Origin of the sequence: Bradyrhizobium sp. RP6, assembly GCF_003837805.1 — a bacterium.
Classification (GTDB): Bacteria; Pseudomonadota; Alphaproteobacteria; order Rhizobiales; family Xanthobacteraceae; genus Bradyrhizobium.
This window is the reverse complement of record NZ_RQIT01000017.1, coordinates 13,293-31,397: the sequence shown is the minus strand read 5'-3', so window position 1 is coordinate 31,397 and position 18,105 is coordinate 13,293. Positions and strand designations below refer to the sequence as shown.

At 63.8% G+C, this 18,105-nt stretch carries 20 protein-coding genes; 7 read left to right on the top strand and 13 right to left on the bottom strand.

All coding sequences use genetic code 11. The annotated features are described in order from the left end of the window. Window positions 1–186: 186 nt before the first annotated feature. Window positions 187–1,545, bottom strand: coding sequence for a hypothetical protein (locus EHH60_RS25980; protein WP_199752017.1), 1,359 nt, complete (start codon window positions 1,543–1,545; stop codon window positions 187–189). 279 nt (window positions 1,546–1,824) lie between these two features. On the opposite strand from EHH60_RS25980, the gene cysE reads away from it, so the two are divergent. Continuing rightward, window positions 1,825–2,649, top strand: coding sequence for a serine O-acetyltransferase (gene cysE / locus EHH60_RS25975; RefSeq protein ID WP_158626774.1), 825 nt, complete (start codon window positions 1,825–1,827; stop codon window positions 2,647–2,649). A 134-nt stretch (window positions 2,650–2,783) separates the two neighbouring features. Further along, a complete protein-coding gene (locus EHH60_RS25970; protein ID WP_007602550.1) occupies window positions 2,784–3,002 on the top strand; it encodes a DUF3126 family protein in 219 nt (72 codons plus the stop codon). Between the two features lie 26 nt (window positions 3,003–3,028). On the opposite strand, the gene EHH60_RS25965 is transcribed toward EHH60_RS25970, so the two are convergent. From EHH60_RS25965 to EHH60_RS25955, 3 genes are read right to left on the bottom strand one after another with little or no spacing between them, the layout of a single operon-like run. Then, window positions 3,029–4,345 carry an FAD-dependent oxidoreductase gene (locus EHH60_RS25965; protein ID WP_124162243.1) on the bottom strand — a complete coding sequence of 439 codons (1,317 nt, stop codon included), beginning with the start codon at window positions 4,343–4,345 and terminating at the stop codon, window positions 3,029–3,031. Further along, complete coding sequence (locus EHH60_RS25960) at window positions 4,342–4,647, bottom strand: ferredoxin family protein (RefSeq protein ID WP_061882850.1); 306 nt, start codon at window positions 4,645–4,647, stop codon at window positions 4,342–4,344. The genes EHH60_RS25965 and EHH60_RS25960 overlap by 4 nt, the downstream gene beginning before the upstream one ends. A gap of 2 nt (window positions 4,648–4,649) precedes the next feature. Beyond that, window positions 4,650–6,776 (bottom strand): molybdopterin-containing oxidoreductase family protein, encoded by a 2,127-nt coding sequence (locus EHH60_RS25955; protein WP_124162242.1) that lies wholly within the window; start codon window positions 6,774–6,776, stop codon window positions 4,650–4,652. Window positions 6,777–6,971: 195 nt separating this feature from the next. Between EHH60_RS25955 and EHH60_RS25950 the strand changes: the two genes are divergently transcribed. Continuing rightward, window positions 6,972–7,871, top strand: coding sequence for an AraC family transcriptional regulator (locus EHH60_RS25950; RefSeq protein WP_245454594.1), 900 nt, complete (start codon window positions 6,972–6,974; stop codon window positions 7,869–7,871). Between the two features lie 227 nt (window positions 7,872–8,098). Here the strand turns inward: EHH60_RS25950 and EHH60_RS25945 are convergent, their stop codons facing one another. Together EHH60_RS25945 and EHH60_RS25940 are read right to left on the bottom strand one after the other, a co-directional pair. After that, complete coding sequence (locus EHH60_RS25945) at window positions 8,099–9,064, bottom strand: IS630 family transposase (protein ID WP_502697425.1); 966 nt, start codon at window positions 9,062–9,064, stop codon at window positions 8,099–8,101. A gap of 164 nt (window positions 9,065–9,228) precedes the next feature. Beyond that, the gene (locus tag EHH60_RS25940) at window positions 9,229–9,936 is read right to left on the bottom strand and encodes a hypothetical protein (RefSeq protein WP_124162240.1); all 708 of its coding nucleotides are present in this window, start codon (window positions 9,934–9,936) and stop codon (window positions 9,229–9,231) included. 221 nt (window positions 9,937–10,157) lie between these two features. Between EHH60_RS25940 and EHH60_RS25935 the strand changes: the two genes are divergently transcribed. Both EHH60_RS25935 and EHH60_RS25930 read left to right on the top strand, forming a co-directional pair. Further along, window positions 10,158–10,487: a DUF6949 family protein gene (locus EHH60_RS25935; protein WP_124162239.1), complete on the top strand. Its 330-nt coding sequence runs from the start codon at window positions 10,158–10,160 to the stop codon at window positions 10,485–10,487. Window positions 10,488–10,569: 82 nt separating this feature from the next. After that, on the top strand, window positions 10,570–11,100 hold the full coding sequence (locus tag EHH60_RS25930; RefSeq protein WP_124162238.1) for a gamma carbonic anhydrase family protein: 531 nt from the start codon (window positions 10,570–10,572) through the stop codon (window positions 11,098–11,100). A gap of 2 nt (window positions 11,101–11,102) precedes the next feature. Here EHH60_RS25930 and EHH60_RS37220 read toward each other — a convergent pair whose 3' ends face one another. After that, the gene (locus EHH60_RS37220) at window positions 11,103–11,420 is read right to left on the bottom strand and encodes a hypothetical protein (RefSeq protein ID WP_158626773.1); all 318 of its coding nucleotides are present in this window, start codon (window positions 11,418–11,420) and stop codon (window positions 11,103–11,105) included. Here EHH60_RS37220 and EHH60_RS38150 point away from each other — a divergent pair. Together EHH60_RS38150 and EHH60_RS25920 are read left to right on the top strand one after the other, a co-directional pair. Then, window positions 11,314–11,589 (top strand): hypothetical protein, encoded by a 276-nt coding sequence (locus EHH60_RS38150; RefSeq protein ID WP_245454596.1) that lies wholly within the window; start codon window positions 11,314–11,316, stop codon window positions 11,587–11,589. The two genes, EHH60_RS37220 and EHH60_RS38150, sit on opposite strands and share 107 nt — an antisense overlap. 103 nt (window positions 11,590–11,692) lie before the next feature. Next, complete coding sequence (locus EHH60_RS25920) at window positions 11,693–12,073, top strand: hypothetical protein (protein WP_124162236.1); 381 nt, start codon at window positions 11,693–11,695, stop codon at window positions 12,071–12,073. A gap of 181 nt (window positions 12,074–12,254) precedes the next feature. Here the strand turns inward: EHH60_RS25920 and EHH60_RS25915 are convergent, their stop codons facing one another. From EHH60_RS25915 to EHH60_RS25890, 6 genes are all read right to left on the bottom strand, one after another. Further along, window positions 12,255–12,749, bottom strand: coding sequence for a hypothetical protein (locus EHH60_RS25915; RefSeq protein ID WP_124162235.1), 495 nt, complete (start codon window positions 12,747–12,749; stop codon window positions 12,255–12,257). Between the two features lie 368 nt (window positions 12,750–13,117). Continuing rightward, window positions 13,118–13,849: an aspartate/glutamate racemase family protein gene (locus EHH60_RS25910; protein ID WP_124162354.1), complete on the bottom strand. Its 732-nt coding sequence runs from the start codon at window positions 13,847–13,849 to the stop codon at window positions 13,118–13,120. A 20-nt stretch (window positions 13,850–13,869) separates the two neighbouring features. Next, entirely contained in the window at window positions 13,870–14,748 is an 879-nt protein-coding gene (locus EHH60_RS25905) for an ABC transporter permease (RefSeq protein WP_124162234.1), read from the bottom strand. Between the two features lie 2 nt (window positions 14,749–14,750). Further along, the gene (locus EHH60_RS25900) at window positions 14,751–15,704 is read right to left on the bottom strand and encodes an ABC transporter permease (RefSeq protein WP_124162233.1); all 954 of its coding nucleotides are present in this window, start codon (window positions 15,702–15,704) and stop codon (window positions 14,751–14,753) included. A 5-nt stretch (window positions 15,705–15,709) separates the two neighbouring features. Beyond that, complete coding sequence (locus tag EHH60_RS25895) at window positions 15,710–16,999, bottom strand: ABC transporter substrate-binding protein (protein ID WP_199752013.1); 1,290 nt, start codon at window positions 16,997–16,999, stop codon at window positions 15,710–15,712. Between the two features lie 42 nt (window positions 17,000–17,041). Next, window positions 17,042–18,028, bottom strand: coding sequence for an ABC transporter ATP-binding protein (locus EHH60_RS25890; RefSeq protein ID WP_124162231.1), 987 nt, complete (start codon window positions 18,026–18,028; stop codon window positions 17,042–17,044). Between the last annotated feature and the right edge of the window lie 77 nt (window positions 18,029–18,105).

Here is an 18,105-nt window from a genome sequence, read left to right as displayed (position 1 = left end):
TCAACAGGACACTAAAGGATGCAACGTCCGTTCAGAAGGACTCTCACATCGGGTAAAATGTCATACCTACGTACCAATCAAAACGTAACGATGTCCGAATTGGGTCACGAGCACACGATCTGGGTGCTTCTTTTCGATAAATGCGCTCGCCGCTCGGACGAAACCAGACGCTGCTTCACCCCAATCTCATCGCGCTTTGGTTTCGTCGGCGAACCGCCGCGCCAGCGCCATCAACACCACGAAAGTCGCCACCCACACCATCCGCGCGCCATAGCGGTCGTGGGGCCCTGAGATCACGCCGCAGATGAAGGCGTTGCCGAGCAAGGCCAGCGTTACCGTCGCGGCCAGCAGCGTCAGGTCATCCAGCCGGCGGCTCGCGAGCGCATGGGCGAGCAGCGCGACCAGCCCCAGCATCGAGGCCAGCGCGACGGGGACGTGCAGCCAGTTGACGTAGGCGAAATCGATGTCCCAGTGCTGCTGCCGCGCCGCCCGCATCGGCGCGACTTGCGCGGGGATGTAGCGCTCGATGATGCCGTAGGTGTGCGGGATCCAGCCATTGGTGCCTTCGCCGGTCGCCACATGCAGCAATTGCTGTCCCATCGCGCGGAGCGCCGCGCCGGCCTGCCAGGCCGGATAGTCCTTCAGCGACTGCACGACGATGTAGCCCATCTCGTCATTCATGCCTTCGAAGCGGCCGAGCGTGTTGAACATGCTCTTGCCCCACAGGAACTCGTCGGCGGTTGCCGGCAGCTCGTTGCGATAGGGGCAGAGCTTGTAGCGTTCGCGCAGGCAATGGTCGTTGAGATAGTGCGCAACGATGCCATCCTGCAGCATGCGGCCGAAGGCGACGCCGTAGCCGCCGGGCGTCCAGGACAGCTTGCCGGACAATGCATAATTTGCCGACACCAGCATCAGGCCGCCCGCAACGATGCTGAGGCTCGCCTGCGCCAATCCGGCCAGCGGAAGCCGCCCACCCAAAAACGGCCGCGTCATCCAGCCCGCGGCGCAGAGACCGAGCAGCACGCCGAGCGTCGCACTGTGGGTCGCCGCCGCAAAGGCGGTGAAGGCGAACAGCGCGATCTTTTCGAGCCGCGACGTGCGCTGTCCTCCGACCACCAGGAGGAACAGCGACAATACCGAGAGTCCTGCAAAGATGTCGGTGAGCAGCAGGCTTGCAAGCCAGGGCAGCGCGGTCGACAGGATCAGGCAGAGGCTGATCGCGACGAAGCGGAAGGTCTGCATCATCGAGAGCACGCGAAGCGTGAGCTGCAGCAGCCACAGCGTCGCCAGCGACTGGACGGCGAGGTTGATCCAGAAGCCGAAACTCTCGCCATAGTGCAGATAGAGGCCGAACACCGTGGAGCGGCTGGGGACGAGATAGCCTTCGTACCAGCGCGCCAGATAGCCGCCGGTATCCCATTGCAACAGCGGATAGCCGTTCCAGAACGCCGGCGCGATCATCAGGAGGGGCAGGGCCGCCGCCGCGAGCCGCAGCCAAAAAGAGCCCGCGGCGCGCGCGCGCAATTGATCGGTGGTGATGGTCAAATCGGCTCCGCGCCCCTCGTTCGGACCTTCCCTGCAATAGCGGCTGGAAGCGAATTCACCAATAGTTTGATGCCGCCCCGCTTGAATTTGGCAGAACTCTGACCATTTTGAGCCGACCTTGCCGCATGGGGGCGTCGGAAGAAACTGTTGTGTTTCAAGGCCTTGGCGAGCCTGCGCGGGACAAGGTGCTGTTCACTCCTGAGGCAAGCCCGTCAGGACTTTGTCGCCTAGACTGTGCTATACAGCCTGCAAAAGAGGCCAATTCGAGAGAGCAAATCCATGGCAGTGCATCAGGTCAATCCGGGAGGAAAGCTCGCATCGCTCGATCCGATCTGGGACCGGATCCGGAGCGAAGCGGAGGATATCGTCCACCGTGAGCCCGAGCTTGCGACCTTCATCTATTCGACTGTGCTGCATCACAGCCGCCTCGAGGACTCGGTGATCCACCGTCTCGCCGACCGGCTCGATCACTCCGCGCTGTCGGGCGATCTCGTGCGCCAGACCTACGACGAGGCGCTGCGCGACGATCCCGACCTCGGCAACGCCTTCCGTGCCGATCTCGTTGCCATCTACGATCGCGATCCCGCGACCTCGCGCTTCATCGATCCCTTGCTCTACTTCAAGGGCTTTCACGCGATCGAGACCCATCGTCTCGCGCACTGGCTCTATCTGAAGGGCCGCAAGGATTTCGCTTACTATCTCCAGAGCCGATCGTCGGCGGTGTTCCAGACCGACATCAATCCCGCCGCGCGCATCGGCCGCGGCATCTTCCTCGACCACGCCACCGGTTTCGTCTGCGGCGAGACGGCGGTGATCGAGGACGACGTCTCGATCCTGCACGGCGTCACGCTCGGCGGCACCGGCAAGGAGAACGAGGATCGTCATCCGAAGATCCGTCACGGCGTCTTGATTGGCGCCGGCGCGAAGATCCTGGGCAACATCGAGATCGGCCACTGCGCCCGCATCGCTGCCGGCTCGGTCGTGGTCAAGCCGGTGCCGCACAACGTCACGGTTGCAGGCGTGCCCGCCAAGATCGTCGGCGAAGCCGGCTGTGCCGAGCCGTCGCGCACCATGGATCAGATGATCAACGCCATGGGGCTTTGAGACGGACTTTGATGTTGCGAAGGGCCGGCTTCTCCGGCCCTTGTCGTCCCCAAATTCTTTGGCAATTCATGCTGGCGGTTCGTCGCGTCTCGTCCTAAAACCCCGCCACGTTAGATTTCGATTGGAGACTTGCCGTGGACGTCAAGGAAGTAAGGAAGCTCGACGCGTATCTGAAGCGCGTATTCGGCAATCCCAAGATCCGCGTCGTGCCGCGGCCGAAGAAGGACGATTCCGCCGAAGTCTATATCGGCGAGGAGTTCATCGGCGTGCTCTTCGTCGACGACGAGGACGATGATCGCTCGTTCCAGTTCCAGATGGCGATCCTCGAGGACGATCTGGTCGATCAGGAGTAGAGCAGGCGCACTGCGGTGCTTCGGAGTCACGAATCCATCGCGGCAAGCATGTCGGGAATCGTGACAAACTTCTCCCGGGGCTTGCCGAGCGCGGCTCCCCGGCGCTTCTCGGCCGCGTCGATCGTGGCCCAATCCGGATAGCTCACGATGCGTGCGACGCGGCCGGTCAGGCGCGCAAGCAGTGCGTCAGGCGTATCCGAGCGCGGCCGTCGATGGGTGATATCCGCCAGGATGGCCTCTGCGGTCGCAATCCCGCAGCCGCGATTGGTGCCGATCGTGCCGTTCGGCCCGCGCTTGCTCCATCCGCAGACATAGAGGCCCTCGATCACCGAACCATCGGCCGCGACACGTCCGTCGACATTCGCATGCACGCCGCGATGCGCGTCATAGGGAACCCCAGCCAACGGCGTGGTCTTCCGGCCGACGCTGCTGAGCGAGAGGCCGCATGCGATGTCCTCGACAGCCCCCGATTCCTGCTTGAACGCGATGGCCTTCAGGCGGCCTCGTCCTCGGAGCGCGACGGGTGACAGTCGAAAGCGAAAAACGCAGCGCCGCGGCTTCGTCGCGGACGTTCGCGAGAACGCGCGCAGCAACGACAATTTTTCGGTCAGCTCCGGATCGTCGGGGGATCGCGGCTCGAATTCATCGGAGCTGACGTTACGCATGTCGACGCATGTGTCGCATGTGTTCAGTTCGAGAAAGTCACGCAATTCCTTTGCGGTGAATCTGGCCTGCGCCGGTCCGCCGCGGCCGACGACGTGGATTTCGCGGATCCGGCTCTCAGCCAGCACCTCGAGCGCATGACGCGCGATGTCGGTCCGGCGCAGCTCGTCCGCGGTCTTGGCGAGGATGCGCGCCACGTCGAGAGCGACGTTGCCATGGCCGATGACGATTGCGGTCTCATGATGAAGGTCGAACCGCAGATCCGCAAACTGTGGATGTCCGTTGTACCACGCGACGAAATCGCCCGCCGTGTGGCTGCCCGGGAGTGCTTCGCCGGGGATGTCGAGCGCCCGGCTCAGTTCCGCGCCCGTTGCCAGCACGACGGCGTCATAGGCCTCGCGCAGTTCGTCGATCGTGAGGTCGTCTCCGATCGTCACGCCGCCGATGAAGCGAAACCCGGGCATGGCGGCGATCCGGTCGAAGGCCGCTGTGACCTGCTTGAGCTTCGGATGGTCGGGGGCCACGCCGAACCGCACCAGCCCGTACGGCACCGGGAGCCGTTCGAACATGTCGACCGTCAAGGGCGCGCCCGAGCGCAACAGGGCCTCGGTGGTGTAGAAGCCGCTCGGTCCGCTGCCGACGACGGCGATGCGATTTTCGTTTGCGGCGGACCCCGTCATCGACCCAGCGCCCGCCTGCGTTCATCGGCCCCCGGCAGAGCCGGCAGGCGCGCACTGATGACGGGAGTCTCGGTCGCGCGCTTGCGGTTGACGTCGATCCAGTACTTCTTGTCCGCGGCGAGGCGATAGTCGGGCTCGATCGCGCCGACCGGGCAAGCCGGTGCGCAGCCACCGCAATCGATGCAGTTTTCCGGATCGATGTAGGTCATGGCGTCGTCGACGTGGAAACACTCCACGGGACAGACGGTCACGCATTCGGTGTATCGGCAGCCGCGGCAATTGTCGGTGACCACATATGTCATCGTCAGGCCCCGCTGACCTGAACGAGGATGTCAGAGAATGTCGGGGCACGGCCGAGGTCGGCGAAGGCCGGAGGCGTCAACGCGTGAACCGTCGCACCCTTGCTGTTGGAGCGTTGCCAATAACCGGACGGTGCCACCACGACGCCCGGCATGATGTCGGGCGAAACGGTCGCGAACGCGTCGAACGATCCACGATCGTTGAAGACGCGGATCGGCGCACCTGCGACGATCCCGCGCGTCGCCGCATCGTCCGGGTTGAGCAGAACCGCCTGCTCCTCGCCGGCCTGCGCGGTCTGGGCCGGCAGGTTGCCGTAGTTGGAATTGAGGAAGGCGTGGCTCTTGGGCGAGATCAGGCTGAGTGGGTAGCGCGTCGCGAGCGCGGGGGCGGTGCGCGCATTCTCGTTCGGGGGGATGTAGTGGGGCAGGGGATCGACCGGCGCGCCATCCTGCTCGCCATTGTAGCCTTGGCGGAACAGCGGCACCACGAAGTTGCCGCCGCCGGCGATCGTCGACTTGAACTCGCACTTGCCGGACGCGGTCGGAAAATTGCCCTCGCGGTGCGGCGCCCAGTCGGCTGGCGCGGGCATATTGAGACGCGCATAGCCCTTGGCCTTGACATCGTCGAGCCTGATGCCTGCGAGCACCGGGCTGCTCCAGTCGAGGGAAGCTTCGATGATCTCGTCGTCGCTGCGGAAGAAGGAGGGGTCGGTGATGTCCATCGCGCGCGCGAGCCGGCGGAACAGCTCGGTATTGGACACGGCTTCGCCGAGCGGTGCGATCGCCTGGTTGTTGTAAGACAGATAGAGATGCCCCCAGGAGAACATGATGTCCTTCTGCTCGAGCTGCGTGGTCGCGGGCAGAACGATGTCGGCGTATTTGGCGGTGTCAGTCAGGAAGTGCTCGCTGACGACGGTGAAGAGATCCTCGCGTTCCAATCCCTTTTCGAGCTTGCCCTGTTCGGTCACCATCGCCATTGGATTGGCATTGTAGACGAACAGCGCCTTGATCGGCGGATCGAAGCCGAGTTCGCCCGTCAGCGCCGCTCCGAGGCGCCAGGAATTGAGCACGCGCATCTTCTCCGGCTGGAGATCGGGACGCATCAGCACGTCCCATCTGACCGGGAAGGCCCAGATCGGGAGCTGGAGCAGCCCGCCGCCGACGTGTTTCCAGGCGCCGATCAGTCCCGGAAGACAGGCGATCGCGCGCACGGTCTGACCGCCGCCGGCGTGCCGCTCGACCGCGACGCCAATTCGGACGACGGCTGGCGGCGTCGTCGCATATTCCCGCGCCAGCTTGACGATGTCGCTGGCGGGAATGCCGGTTTCGTGCGAGGCGAATTCGGGTGTGTAGCTGGACGCCCGTTCGGCCAGCTCGTCGTAGCCCACGGTGTATTTGTCGATATAGTCGCGATCGACCAGATTCTCCTTGATGATGACGTGGATCATCGCCAGCGCCAGCGCAGCGTCGGTGCCGGGCCGGATCGGAATATGCCAGTCGGCAAGGCGTGCGGTGCGGGTGCGGACGGGATCGATCACCACCAGCTTGGCGCCGGCCTTCTTCGCCTGCTCGATGAACGGCCAGTGATGCGAGTTCGTGCTCAGTGTGTTGCAGGCCCACAGGATGATGTACTTCGAGTGCACGAAGCTCTCGGGATCGACGCCCGGCGTGTGCCCGATCGTCATCATGTACGCGGTGCAAGAGCCGGAATCGCAGAAGGTGCGCTCCAGAACCGTTGCGCCGAGCTTGTTGAAGAGGGGATCGCCGACGTTCAGCCCGTTGATGATGCCCTGCGTGCCCAGATAGCTGTAGGGCAGGATCGCCTGCGCGCCGTGCTCGGCAATGACGGATGTCCAGCGCGAGGCGATGGTCGCGAGCGCTTCCTCCCAGGAGATCCGCTGGAACTGCCTGCTGCCCTTCGGTCCGACGCGTCTAAGCGGATACAGGACGCGCTTGTCGCTGTAGACGCGCTCCTCATAGTTGTTGACCTTGACGCAAAGCCGTCCACGCGTGAAAGGATGATCGGGATTGCCGCGGACAGCGACGGCCTTGCCGTCCTCCACCGTGGTCAGAATCGAGCAGGTGTCCGGGCAATCGTGGGGGCACGCGCCGATGACCGTGGTCCTTGCCATGGATCTCTCCGCTTCCTGATTTGAGGCAATCAGGAGGATGCGATCGGCGGGCCCGGCCTGGCTTTTCAAAACGTGCGGTGTTCTTGTCCCGGACTGCTCTCGGCCCGTGGACGACTGGCCGGATCTCTGGCATGCTAATTGCTGGACTCGGCAAGACCTCTTTACCCACATCGCGCTATCTGGCGGAGATTGACGATGGGTATGCTTGGCAACTCTGTCGACAAATACGTGACCGGCCGAATGCTTCAGACGTCGAACGACCGGCGATGGGGGCATCTCCTTGCCGAGCGATGGAGCCATGAGCCCGGCGATCTGCCGCCGCAATTGCCGCGCGACACCGAAATCGCAATCCTGTTGCGTGGCAATTCGGTCGTCGACCGCGAAGGCGCGGGCATGCGGCAGCGGACCTTCGGCAGAAGGGGCACCGTGTGGCTGTGTCCGGCCGGCATCCGCGAGGATTTCATCCGCGTCGAGAACGAGATGCAGGAATGCCTGCATATCTTTCTTCCCGGACAGCCGTTCGACGACACGATGCTCCGGGATCTCGAGATCGATCCGTCGGGAATGTCCATCCGCTACGAGAGCATCGATCAGGACATGTTCATCGAGCATGTCGCCTATCGGATCCTCGGAGAGCTCGAGCAGGAAACCTCCACCGGCCGCCTGCTGGTCGAAAGCCTCGGACGGGCCCTGTCGGCTCATCTGGTGCACAGTTACGCGGCGACGTCAGTCCGGCTGAAGCAATCCCATGCCGTCCAGAGGCCGCTCGATGCCAAACGGCTGGCGCGTGTGACGGAGTTCATCGAAGCATCCGTCGAGCGCGATGTCACGGTGAAGGATCTGGCCTCTGTGGCGTGCATGAGCCCCGCGCATTTCTCCCGCAGCTTCAAGGCCGCGACAGGTAGCGCGCCGCATGAATATGTCAGCCGTCAGCGTCTCGATCTCGCCAAACGGCTCTTGTCCACCAGCGATCGGCCGCTGGTCGACATCGCCTATGCCGCGGGATTTTCATCGCAGCCCAATTTCAACCGCGCCTTCCGCAAGGCGGTCGGAACGACGCCGAGCCTGTACCGGGCGCGAAAGGGCCGGGACTGAGCTTGCCGGAACGTCCCGTGCGGTTGCTGAAGGGCGGCTATGGCCGGGGACGGATCTGCGCCATCTGACGGCGCGGGGTTGTCGATCTCCCATGATGCCATCATGCCCCTGTTTTGCCCGACGGGTCAAGTTGGTTTTCGAAAAATACGAAATTTCCGAGCGTGGTGTGTCACCGCATCGCTCGAGTCGATCACGGCACGACCGTCGGCGAGGCTTTCTGGAGCGTTTCACTTTTTGATGGAAGCGTATCCAGCATTAGCGAAGTAGTTGCTGCATTCGCCGGGCAGAACGTTTCTGACCAGGTGGCCGATGTAGTCGCAGGCCTCGTCGATCGAGCGCTTCTGTGCGATGCGCATCCAGTGCTTGATCTTGGCGAAGACTTGCTCGATCGGGTTGAGGTCAGGTGAGTACGGCGGCAGGTACCATAGCCTTGCGCCGGCTTTCCGGATCATCTGCCGGACGGTTGGCGACTTGTGGCTACCAAGATTGTCCATGACGACGATGTCGCCCGGTTTGAGCACTTTGACGAGTTGCTGTTCGACGTAGGCGCGGAAGCTTTCGCCGTTGATCGGTCCGTCGAACACGCAAGGCGCGGTGAGCTGGTCGGCGCGTAGGGCACCGAAGAAGGTCAGGGTTCGCCAGTGACCGTGCGGTGCAAAGCCGCGCAACCGCTCGCCCTTGGATCCCCAGCCGCGCAGCGGGGCCATGCTGGTCTTGATCCAGGTCTCGTCAATGAACACCAGGCGGTTTGGATCGAGGCGATCCTGCAAGTTGCGCCAGCGTTGCCGTCGCTGCGCGACGTCGGCGCGGCCCTGCTCAAGGGCGAACAGTGTTTTTTTGAAGCTGAGACCTTCGCGTCGCAGGAAGGTCCACACCGCCTGGTGCGAGACTTTCACGCCTCGCGCGGCAAGCTCGTCCTTCAGCCCGTGCAACGTGAGATGTGGCGTCTGCCTGATCCGCTCCACGATGAACGCTCGATGCGGCTCCAGAACCGGCTTGCGGTGACCGCCCACCTTGCCCGGCGCCACCGAACCCGTCGCGCGATAGCGCTGCCGCCACTTCACGACCGACGACACTGCAACATCGAACCGGGCTGCCACAGCATGGCAACTCTCGCCCGATTCCACCGCCTTCACGGCTCGTTCCCGAAGATCATTCGAAAGAGGTCGGACCATCCGATGCTGGCCTCCGATCCAGCCAGCATCTTGAATCACAAACCGCCGCCCGACGGAATCCCTCCCGATTCAATTAATCGATGAACCGCTCTAAAAATACCAAGTCGCGCCAAGCGCCTGGCTACTGTGCATGGGGTTGTTTTCGCAGTTCTTGCTTTGGGCGCCAGGCCGACCGGTCGCGCTCAGCCCCGCGGCCCGCGCAATTGCGCGGTCAGCTTCTCGATCGCCTCCGCCACGTCACGCCACTGCGACAGCCAGCTCCGCGGAAAGCGGAAGGTGAGGTCGGCGCCGCCGACGCGGCGTTCGGACAGGCACATGCCGGGTGTCGCCGCATCGCGGGTGCAGCGCGCGGTCAGCGCGGGGCTTGCGGCGGAATAGAGGTCCTCGCTGCCGTAGGGCGTGTCGGTGCGGAACATCCGCATCGTCAGGCCGTCCGCGGGCTGCGCCGCGGCCGGGTCAAGATAGCGCGAATAGATCGTGGCGGTCCGCTGCTCGGGCGAGAGCGCATCGTGATGGGCCGCTATCGACAGGAAGATGCGATCGATCGATTGCACCGCCGCTTCCACCGTGTCGGCGGTGACGTGCTTGGGCGGGCCGGGCGGCTCCAGGGAGGGATAGAGGAAGTCGAGATCGATGCGCTCCTGCGGCCCCGAGTGCCGCTGAATCTTCATGCGGATCGCGGTCACCGGCAGGTTGAACAGCGTGCCGCCGATGCTCACCGGCAGCTTGTCCGGGGCGTTCGCGCCCCTGCTGCCCCAGGTCGGCCACAACAAATAGGCGACGAGCGCAACAGCGCATGCTGCGGCAGTGCCGGCGAGCACGATCGGGACGACATGCGCGCGGGCGCGCGTGCGGGGGGACCTGAGGGGAGCTGCCGAAAACACCGTCATGAATTGCGCAAGTCGAGCCGGAGGTCGGCCGATGGCCGACGAATCAGCGGCGAATATGCCACGCGGGGCCGATTTCGCGGAGCGTTGCCGGCTGTGGGGAGCGGGGATGGCTCTGCGTCGACCGGCCGGCCGCGTTAACCTTCCCTTAAGGATAAGGTAGCGTTAACCGCCACTCTTTGTCACAGGAAGGCTCCGGCGTTGCGTAAATGCGGACTGTTCCGATGACACCTGAAGCTCTCAACACTTTCTTCTCGATCTGCATCGGTTTCGCGCTGGCTGGCGCGCTCGTGAACGGCTACCAGGCGCTCGCGCAGCGGCCCGCCGGCTTCGGCCTGCTGCAGGAGGGCGTGGCGCCGAAGACCTTCGCGGCGGTTCCGTTCCTGGTGTTCGCCGCGCCCTTCATCATCATGCGCAACACGCTCCGCGGCATCCAGGTGGAGAGCCGCCGGATCGAGTTCGTGATGATGGCCACCGTCATCGCCAGCTTCTGGAGCATGATGAGCGGCACCTTCTTTCTGATGACGCTGCGCGCGGCCGGCATTCTGGTCTGAGGCACGCGCCCTGGGCGCGGGAGGCCCTTTGCGTCGGGGCTGTCGTTTCGCTATGGCTGGGTCAACCCGATAGGAGACCTTGATGGCGATCTACGAGCTCGACGGGCAGGCGCCCGACCTTCCCGCCGACGGCAATTATTTCATCGCTGAGACCGCGACCGTGATCGGACGGGTGCGCCTGAAGCCGGGTGCGAGCGTCTGGTTCGGTGCGGTGCTGCGCGGCGACAACGAATGGATCGAGATCGGCGAGGGCGCCAACGTGCAGGACGGCTCGACCTGCCACACCGATCTCGGCTTTCCGCTTGTCATCGGCAGGGACTGCACCGTCGGCCATAACGTCATCCTGCACGGCTGCACCATCGAGGACGGCGCGCTGATCGGCATGGGCTCGATCGTCATGAACGGCGCCAGGATCGGCCGCAACAGCATCGTCGGCGCCGGCTCCGTCATCACCGAGGGCAAGGAGTTCCCTGAGCGCTCGCTGATCATCGGCTCGCCCGCGCGCGTGATCCGTACGCTCGACGACACGCAGGTGCAGAAGATGGGCAGTGCGGCCAGGTTCTACGTGGCCAACGGACCGCGCTTCAGGAAAGGCTTGAAACGGATCGGCTGAACTCAGCTGCCGCGCGGGCGTTTGCCCTCTGCAAAGGGATCGCGATCGGTCATCGCGATTTTGCCTCTCTCGCTTTCAAGTTGATGTGACGACGTTCCGCTCCGGAACCGGTCTTTCCCGCGTCGGTTGACCGGCAAAGGAGGACTTCCGATGGCCAGATCGTCTGCAAGCGGTTCAATCAAGTCAACGATCATGATCCTCGCAGTCGCGGCGATGCCCGCCCTGTCGTTCGCGCAAACCACCGGCGGCACGGCCGGATCGAGCGGAGGCTCGGTGGGATCGACTGGAGGCTCGGTCGGATCGACCGGAGGCTTTGCCAATTCGCCAGTTCCGCCGCCCGGTACCAACAGCCTGGGTACGGCTCAATCATCCGGCCCCGGCTCCGGAGTCACGACCGGCACCGGCGGAGGTGAGGCGGCTGATGCAACGGTCAACGCTGAGAACCGGGAGCTCGACAGGAAGATGAAGAGCATCTGCCGCGGCTGCTGATGCTCGCGCGGAAGTGAGACAGGGTCGCTGTCACGAACCCCCAGCTGACGTTAGCTTGGTCCTGCTTTGAAGCGTGGAGCGTGTCCACGCGGAGGATCGAGTGATGTTTCGCAAGATGATCATGACGGCGCTGACTGTGGCGGCGTTCGGACTATTGGTGCCGCAGGCGGCCGAGGCGCGTGGCGGATTCGCACATGGTGGAGGCTTCCATGGTGGAGGCTTTCATGGCGGTGGCTTCCATCGCGGAGGCTGGGGGTACCGCCCTTGGTATGGCCGCGGCTTCTGGCCAGGTGTCGCCATTGGAGCGGGCTTCGTCGGTGCCGGCTACTACGGCGGCTATTACGGCTACGGTTATCCCTACTACGGCGATCCCTACTATTATGGTACCGGCTACAACGATGGCTATGGCGGCTGCTATGTCGCGCGGAAGCGCGTCAAGACGCCGTCCGGATGGCGATACCGAAGGGTCGATGTCTGCGAGTGAGGCGCGGAATAGCTGTTAAAAAACAAGGTCGTTGACGCAGTATACCGTCAACGACCTTGCCAGCCCCGGATATTGAAATCGGCTCACGCCATCCGGTAAGCGCCAACATCGCGCGGAATCATATGGGCGAATGTGATCCAGTTCACAAACGGCGAAAATAAAGTTCCCGCCGCTGATCGGCTCAGCCGCGCGATCGCTTGCGCGCGCTGGCGTGAACGCGGTGCCGCGCCGGTTTCCTGCGGGTGACCGACGGCGTTTCGACCTCGGTCGCACGTGCACTGGCAAAGGATTGCCGCAAGCCGTCGACGGATTCGTTCAGGGCCGCCACCTGCTCGGACAGGCGCTTGGTGTCGGCCTGTTGCGCGGCGAGCAACCGCTTCATGGTCTGGAGCTGGTCCTGCACCACCTGGAGCTGGTCGATTGACTCCTGTTGGGTCGCCTCCAGACCCTTGGTCTTCTCGACCAACTGCTCGGATGCCTGGGCCGCGCGGACCTGGAGCTGCCGCGATGCCACCACGCGGTCGCTCTCAGGGGCGGCGCCGGTATAGGCACGCCAGATCGCGATTGAAGTCACGCCCGCGATCAGGAGCAACAGGGCTGCAGCGGTCAGCGCGATGGGCTGGCCGCCAAGGCGCAGGAGGGAGGTGGACGGTGCGTCCCGGGCGAGATCGATCATCGCTGACAAGGCCCAAATTGAAACTTGGTGAGTGGCGAAGACCGGCAACCCAGAGGGCCACCGGGGCGTCCCGAAAGCCTTAGGTTTCGGCAAGGAATAGGTCGAAAAAGAGGCTGATTGGGGCTCAGTGGGATGGGCGGGTGCAGAAAGAGGTTCAATAACACCTTTTCCGCAAGCGTTTCGCGAGGTTTGCACAATCCAGGTCGCAGACGGCCACCCGAGGACGCGTTCCTGATCCGCCCGATCAGGGCTGTGCTCGTCAGTGATTCCGCATCAGAATCGTAGGCGAGGGCGACGATCGCGTTAAGCCTGCGGTGTTGTCGGCTGGATACCCTGTGCTCGTGCTGTCCGTAGGTATAGTGCTGTTCCTACGGCCGAAACTGCGACAGCAGTCCATCGTAGGGCTTTGATCGCGGCGCGGCATAGGGGCCGAGGCGGGACGTCTTCAGTCCCAGCCGCACCAGTGATTCCGCCAGCGTTACCGCAGCAGTGACGCCGTCGATCACGGGCAGGCCGTGCGTGGCGGCGAGCTCGGTGGCGAGGTCGGCCATGCCGGCGCAGCCGAGCACGATGGCTTCGGCGCGGTCGTCGCGGATCGCGGCCGTGATCTCCGCCGAAATCTTACCGAGCGCATCCGTGTCGCGCTCTTCCAGTGCGAGCACCGGCACGTCGGCCGCCCGGACGCGGGCGCAGCGCTCGGCGAGGCCGTATTTCCGCAAATTGTGCTCGATCGGAACGACGGAGACGCCGAGCGTCGTCACCACGGCAAAGCGCGCGGCGATCAGGCTCGCCATGTGGAAACCGGCTTCGCCGATGCCGATCGCCGGCGCCTTTGCGGCGGCGCGCGCGGCATCCAAGCCGGTGTCGTCGAAGCAGGCGATGATGTGCGCGTCCGCGCCGTCGCGGTCGGCCTCGCGGATGCAGCCGAGCATTCCGGGGACCGCGAATGCCTCGTCGTAGAATCCCTCGATGGAAACCGGGCCCATCGTCGGCTGACGCGCGTCGATCACCGTACCGGGCAGGGCGACGCTGCGAGCGGCAGCGGCGATCTTCGCCGTCATCGACGCAGTGGTGTTGGGATTGACGACATGCAGCCGCATCGGATCAGACAAGTCCCTTGTCAGACGAGTCCCTTGCCGGCGTTCGAACCCTTGGCCGCCTGCCGCTTGTTGAGCATGTGGATGGTGCCGAGCGCAAGGGCGATCATCGTGAACGAGACGGCTGAGATCACGGTGCCGAGCGCATAGATGTCGGGGTTCGTTACCGTGGTGGTGAGGCCCTGCAGATCGAGTGGCAATGTATTCACTGCCCCGATCGCCTGGCTGGAGCGGGCGAGCTCGTCCCATGACAGCGTGAAGCCGAACAGGCCGATGCCGATCACCGAGGGCAGGATGATCGGCAGCACGACATAACGGAATGTCTGCCACGGCGTCGCGCCGAGATCGCGCGCGGCTTCCTCGAGGCGCGGGTCGAAACGGTTGAAGATCGCGAACATGATCAGGAGGCCGAACGGCAGCGTCCAGGTCAGGTGCGCACCGAGGCCAGAAGTGAGCAGGCCCATCGAGGTTTCGAAATTCTCGTTCCAATGCGCTTTGATCAGGTCGTCGATGATGCGGAATTCCAGCGAGATACCAAGCGAGGTGATGATCGAGGGCACGATCAGGCTCGCGATCGCCGAGTAGAACAGGATACTTTGCGCCTTGAATTTCCGGCGGAACGCCATGCCTGCGGCGACCGACAGCACGACGGTGAGGACCATCACGACGAGGCCAAGGAGCAGCGAACGGCGGAAGGCCGCACCGAGATCGACGATGCCGGTGCCCTGGAACAGTTTCGCGATCCAGAAGGTCGAGACGCCGTTCATCGGGAAGGTGAGGCCGCCCTGCGGCCCCTGGAACGACAGCACGTAGATCGCAATCATGGGGCCGTAGAGAAACAATACGTAGGCCGCGAAGAAGATTGCGAGCACGTAGAAAGAGCGCGGACGTCCTTCCCTCATGCTCAGAGCTCCTTCTTGATGTCGACAATGCGCGACATCATGGTGATGATCAGGAAGGTGATCGCGAGCAGGATCACGGCATTGGCGGCGGCGGCCGGGAGCTGCAGCGCGTTCACGCGCGTCTCGATGATCTTGCCGGCGGCGGCGATCTGCTGGCCGCCCATCACGCCGATGGTGATGAAGTCGCCCATCACGATGGTAATGACGAAGATCGAGCCGATCACGATACCGGGTTTTGCGAGCGGGATGATGACGTTGACGAGGGTCTGGAAGCCGCTGGCGCCAGCATCATAGGCCGCCTCGATCAGGGACTTGTCGATGCGTACCATGGAATTGAAGATCGGCACCACCATGAAGAAGGTGAAGAGATGCACCAACGCGAGCACGACGGAGAATTCGGAGAACAGCAGCCACTCGATCGGGTGATTGATCAGCCCCGCTTTAGTGAGGCCTGAGTTCACCAGCCCGTTGCGGCCGAGCAGCGGAATCCAGGCGATCATGCGGATCACGTTGGAGGTCCAGAACGGGATCGTGCAGAGCAGCGACAGTCCCATCTGCCAGGTCTTGGACTTGACGTGGAAGGCGAGGAAATAGGCCACCCAGAATCCGATGAACAGCGTAATGGCCCAGACCAGGAAGCACAGCTTCAGCGTCTTCAGATAGGTCTTGCCGATGGTGCAGAGCTCGGGGAGCTGCGCGAGGCAACCCTCGAAAGTGTCGGTGTAGCCGCGGCCGGAGAAAGCCGGCAGCAGCTGGTATTCGTTGTAGTCCCAGAACGAGACGATGACGACGAAGACGAGCGGAATGAGGAAGAAGGCGAGAAACACCAGCATCATCGGCCCGGCCTGGAGCCAGGAGATGAAGGACGGCGACAGCCGCGTCGGCTTTGCGGCGCGCGCTGCGCCCGACCCCGGGATCAAGCCCGGGGTTGCCTGTTGCAGAACTTCTTCCGACATGTCCGTTACGCCGCGATGAACTCATTCCACTTGCGGACCATGTAGTCGTTCTCGTCCATTACCGCGTTCCAGCACGCGACCGCGCCCATGCGGTCCTCATAGGAGCCGCCATCGCGCACCGCGCCGGCCTTCTCGAGCAGCGAGCCGTCGGGCGCCTTGATGTCCTTCTCGGCCGGCTTGCCTTCCATCCAATAGGCCCACTCGTAGGGCTCCATGTGCGCCTTCGCGGTGGAGAGGACGGCGGAGTAATAGCCTTGGCGATTGAGATAGGCGCCGGCATAGCCGGACAGGAACCAGTTGACGAACTCATATGCCCATTCGAGCTTTGCACCCGAGACTCCCTTGGAGACGCAGAAGCCCGAGGCCCAGGAGCGGTAGCCTTCCTTGAGCGGCTGGAAAGTGCAGGGGACGCCCATCGAGCGCACCTTCGTCACCGCCGGCGACCACATCGACTGGATCACGGTCTCGCCCGAGGCCATCAGGTTGACGCTCTCGTTGAAATCCTTCCAGAAGGCGCGGAACTGACCGGCCTTCTTGGCTTCGGTCATGACCTTCATGGTGAGATCGATCTCTTCCTTGGTCATGTTGCCCTTGTCGGCATATTTGTACTTGCCGGAGGCCTCCACGACCATCGCGGCGTCCATGATGCCGATCGAGGGGATGTTGAGGATCGAGGCCTTGCCCTTGAACTCGGGGTTGAGCAGCTCGGACCAGGAATTGATCGGCCGCTTGATCAGGTCGGGGCGGATGCCGAGCGTGTCGGCGTTGTAGACGGTCGGGATCAGCGTGACGAATTCAGTCGCCGACGTCGCGAACTTCTTGGAGTCCTTGCCTTCGAGGTAGAGCACCTTCCAGGGCGCCGTGCCCTGGCCGCCGATCTTCTTGCCGCCGGGCGTCTCGCCCTTGGTGAAGACAGGCGTGATGTTGTCGAACTGTTTGATCTTCTTGGCATCGAGCGGAAGAATGTTGCCCGACGGCACGATCTTCTTCAGCGAGAAATATTCGGTGTCCAGCACGTCGAAGGAATTCGGCTGGGTCATGACGCGCTTGGTGACGTCGTCGGTGGTCGCGGTGATGTATTCGATCTTGATGCCGGTGTCCTTCAGGCACTGCCTGGAGATGTCGTCGCCCTCGTTCACGGCGGTGCCGAGATAGCGCAGCACCTTCGCGTCGGCCGACTTCACGTTGGGAAAGCCGGTGATCGCGCCCGAGCCGGCGGCAAGGCCGGCGAGACCTGCGGTGCCCTTGAGCAGCGTGCGGCGGCTGACGCCGGTCGTCCTGGTGGTCTCGCTCATGTCAGTCACTCCTCTGTTGCGCATTCCAGTGATCGATCGGCGCTATTGCAGGCGTCGCGCCTTGGCGGGATCCCAGGTGGCCAGCACGCGGTCGCCCGGACGGAACGGGTGGACGTCGAAGTTAGCCTCGGGAATGTGGGAGAACAGGGCGGTGCCGTCGTCGAGCGTGAGCGAGACGGCGATGTAGGAGCCCTGGTATTCGGTCTGGGTCAGCAGCGCCGGCGCGCCGAACGCACCGTCAGCGAACGGTACGATGCCGAGCTGATCGGCGCGGACGGCGATGAGGTTGCCGGCATCGCTGAGGACATTGTGGCCGCCGATGAAGCGGGCCACGAATTCGGTGCGGGGATGGTGGAAGATGTCGCGCGCCGTACCCTGCTGCTCGATCCGGCCGTGGTTCATCACCACGATGTGGTCGGCGAGTGCCATCGCCTCTTCCTGGCCATGGGTGACCTGGATGAAGCTGATGCCGAGCTCGCGCTGCAGCCGCTTCAGCTCGCCGCGCATCTTCACCCGCAGGAACGGATCGAGCGCGGAGAGCGGCTCGTCGAGCAGGAGGATCTGCGGCTCGGTGATCAGCGCCCGGGCGAGCGCGACGCGCTGTTGCTGGCCGCCGGAGAGCTGCGCGGGGAGGCGGCCTGCATATTGGCTCATCGCGACCAGCTCGAGCAACTCGCCGGCACGCTTGTGCCGCGTCGGCTTGTCGACGCCGCGCATCTTCAGCGCAAACGCGACATTGTCGAGCACGGAGAGGTGCGGAAACAGCGCGTAGGATTGGAACATCATCGCCGTGCCGCGCTTGGCGGGCTCGAGGTCGGTGACGTTCTGCGCGCCCAGGATGATGTCGCCCTCGCTGACCGCCTCGTGCCCCGCGATCATGCGCAGGGTCGAGGTCTTGCCGCAGCCGGAGGGGCCGAGCAGGCAGCAATAGGTGCCGGCCGGGATCTTCAGGTTGATGTTGTCGACCGCCAGCGTGGCGTCGTAGCGCTTGGTGACGGCGACCAGTTCGAGTGCGGCGGGAATGGCCATGGCGTGTCCGAGGAGGGCGATGCGTCCGGCCTCTCTCCGCAAGCTCCGTGCCAACAGCCCGCGGCCAGTCGAATTTC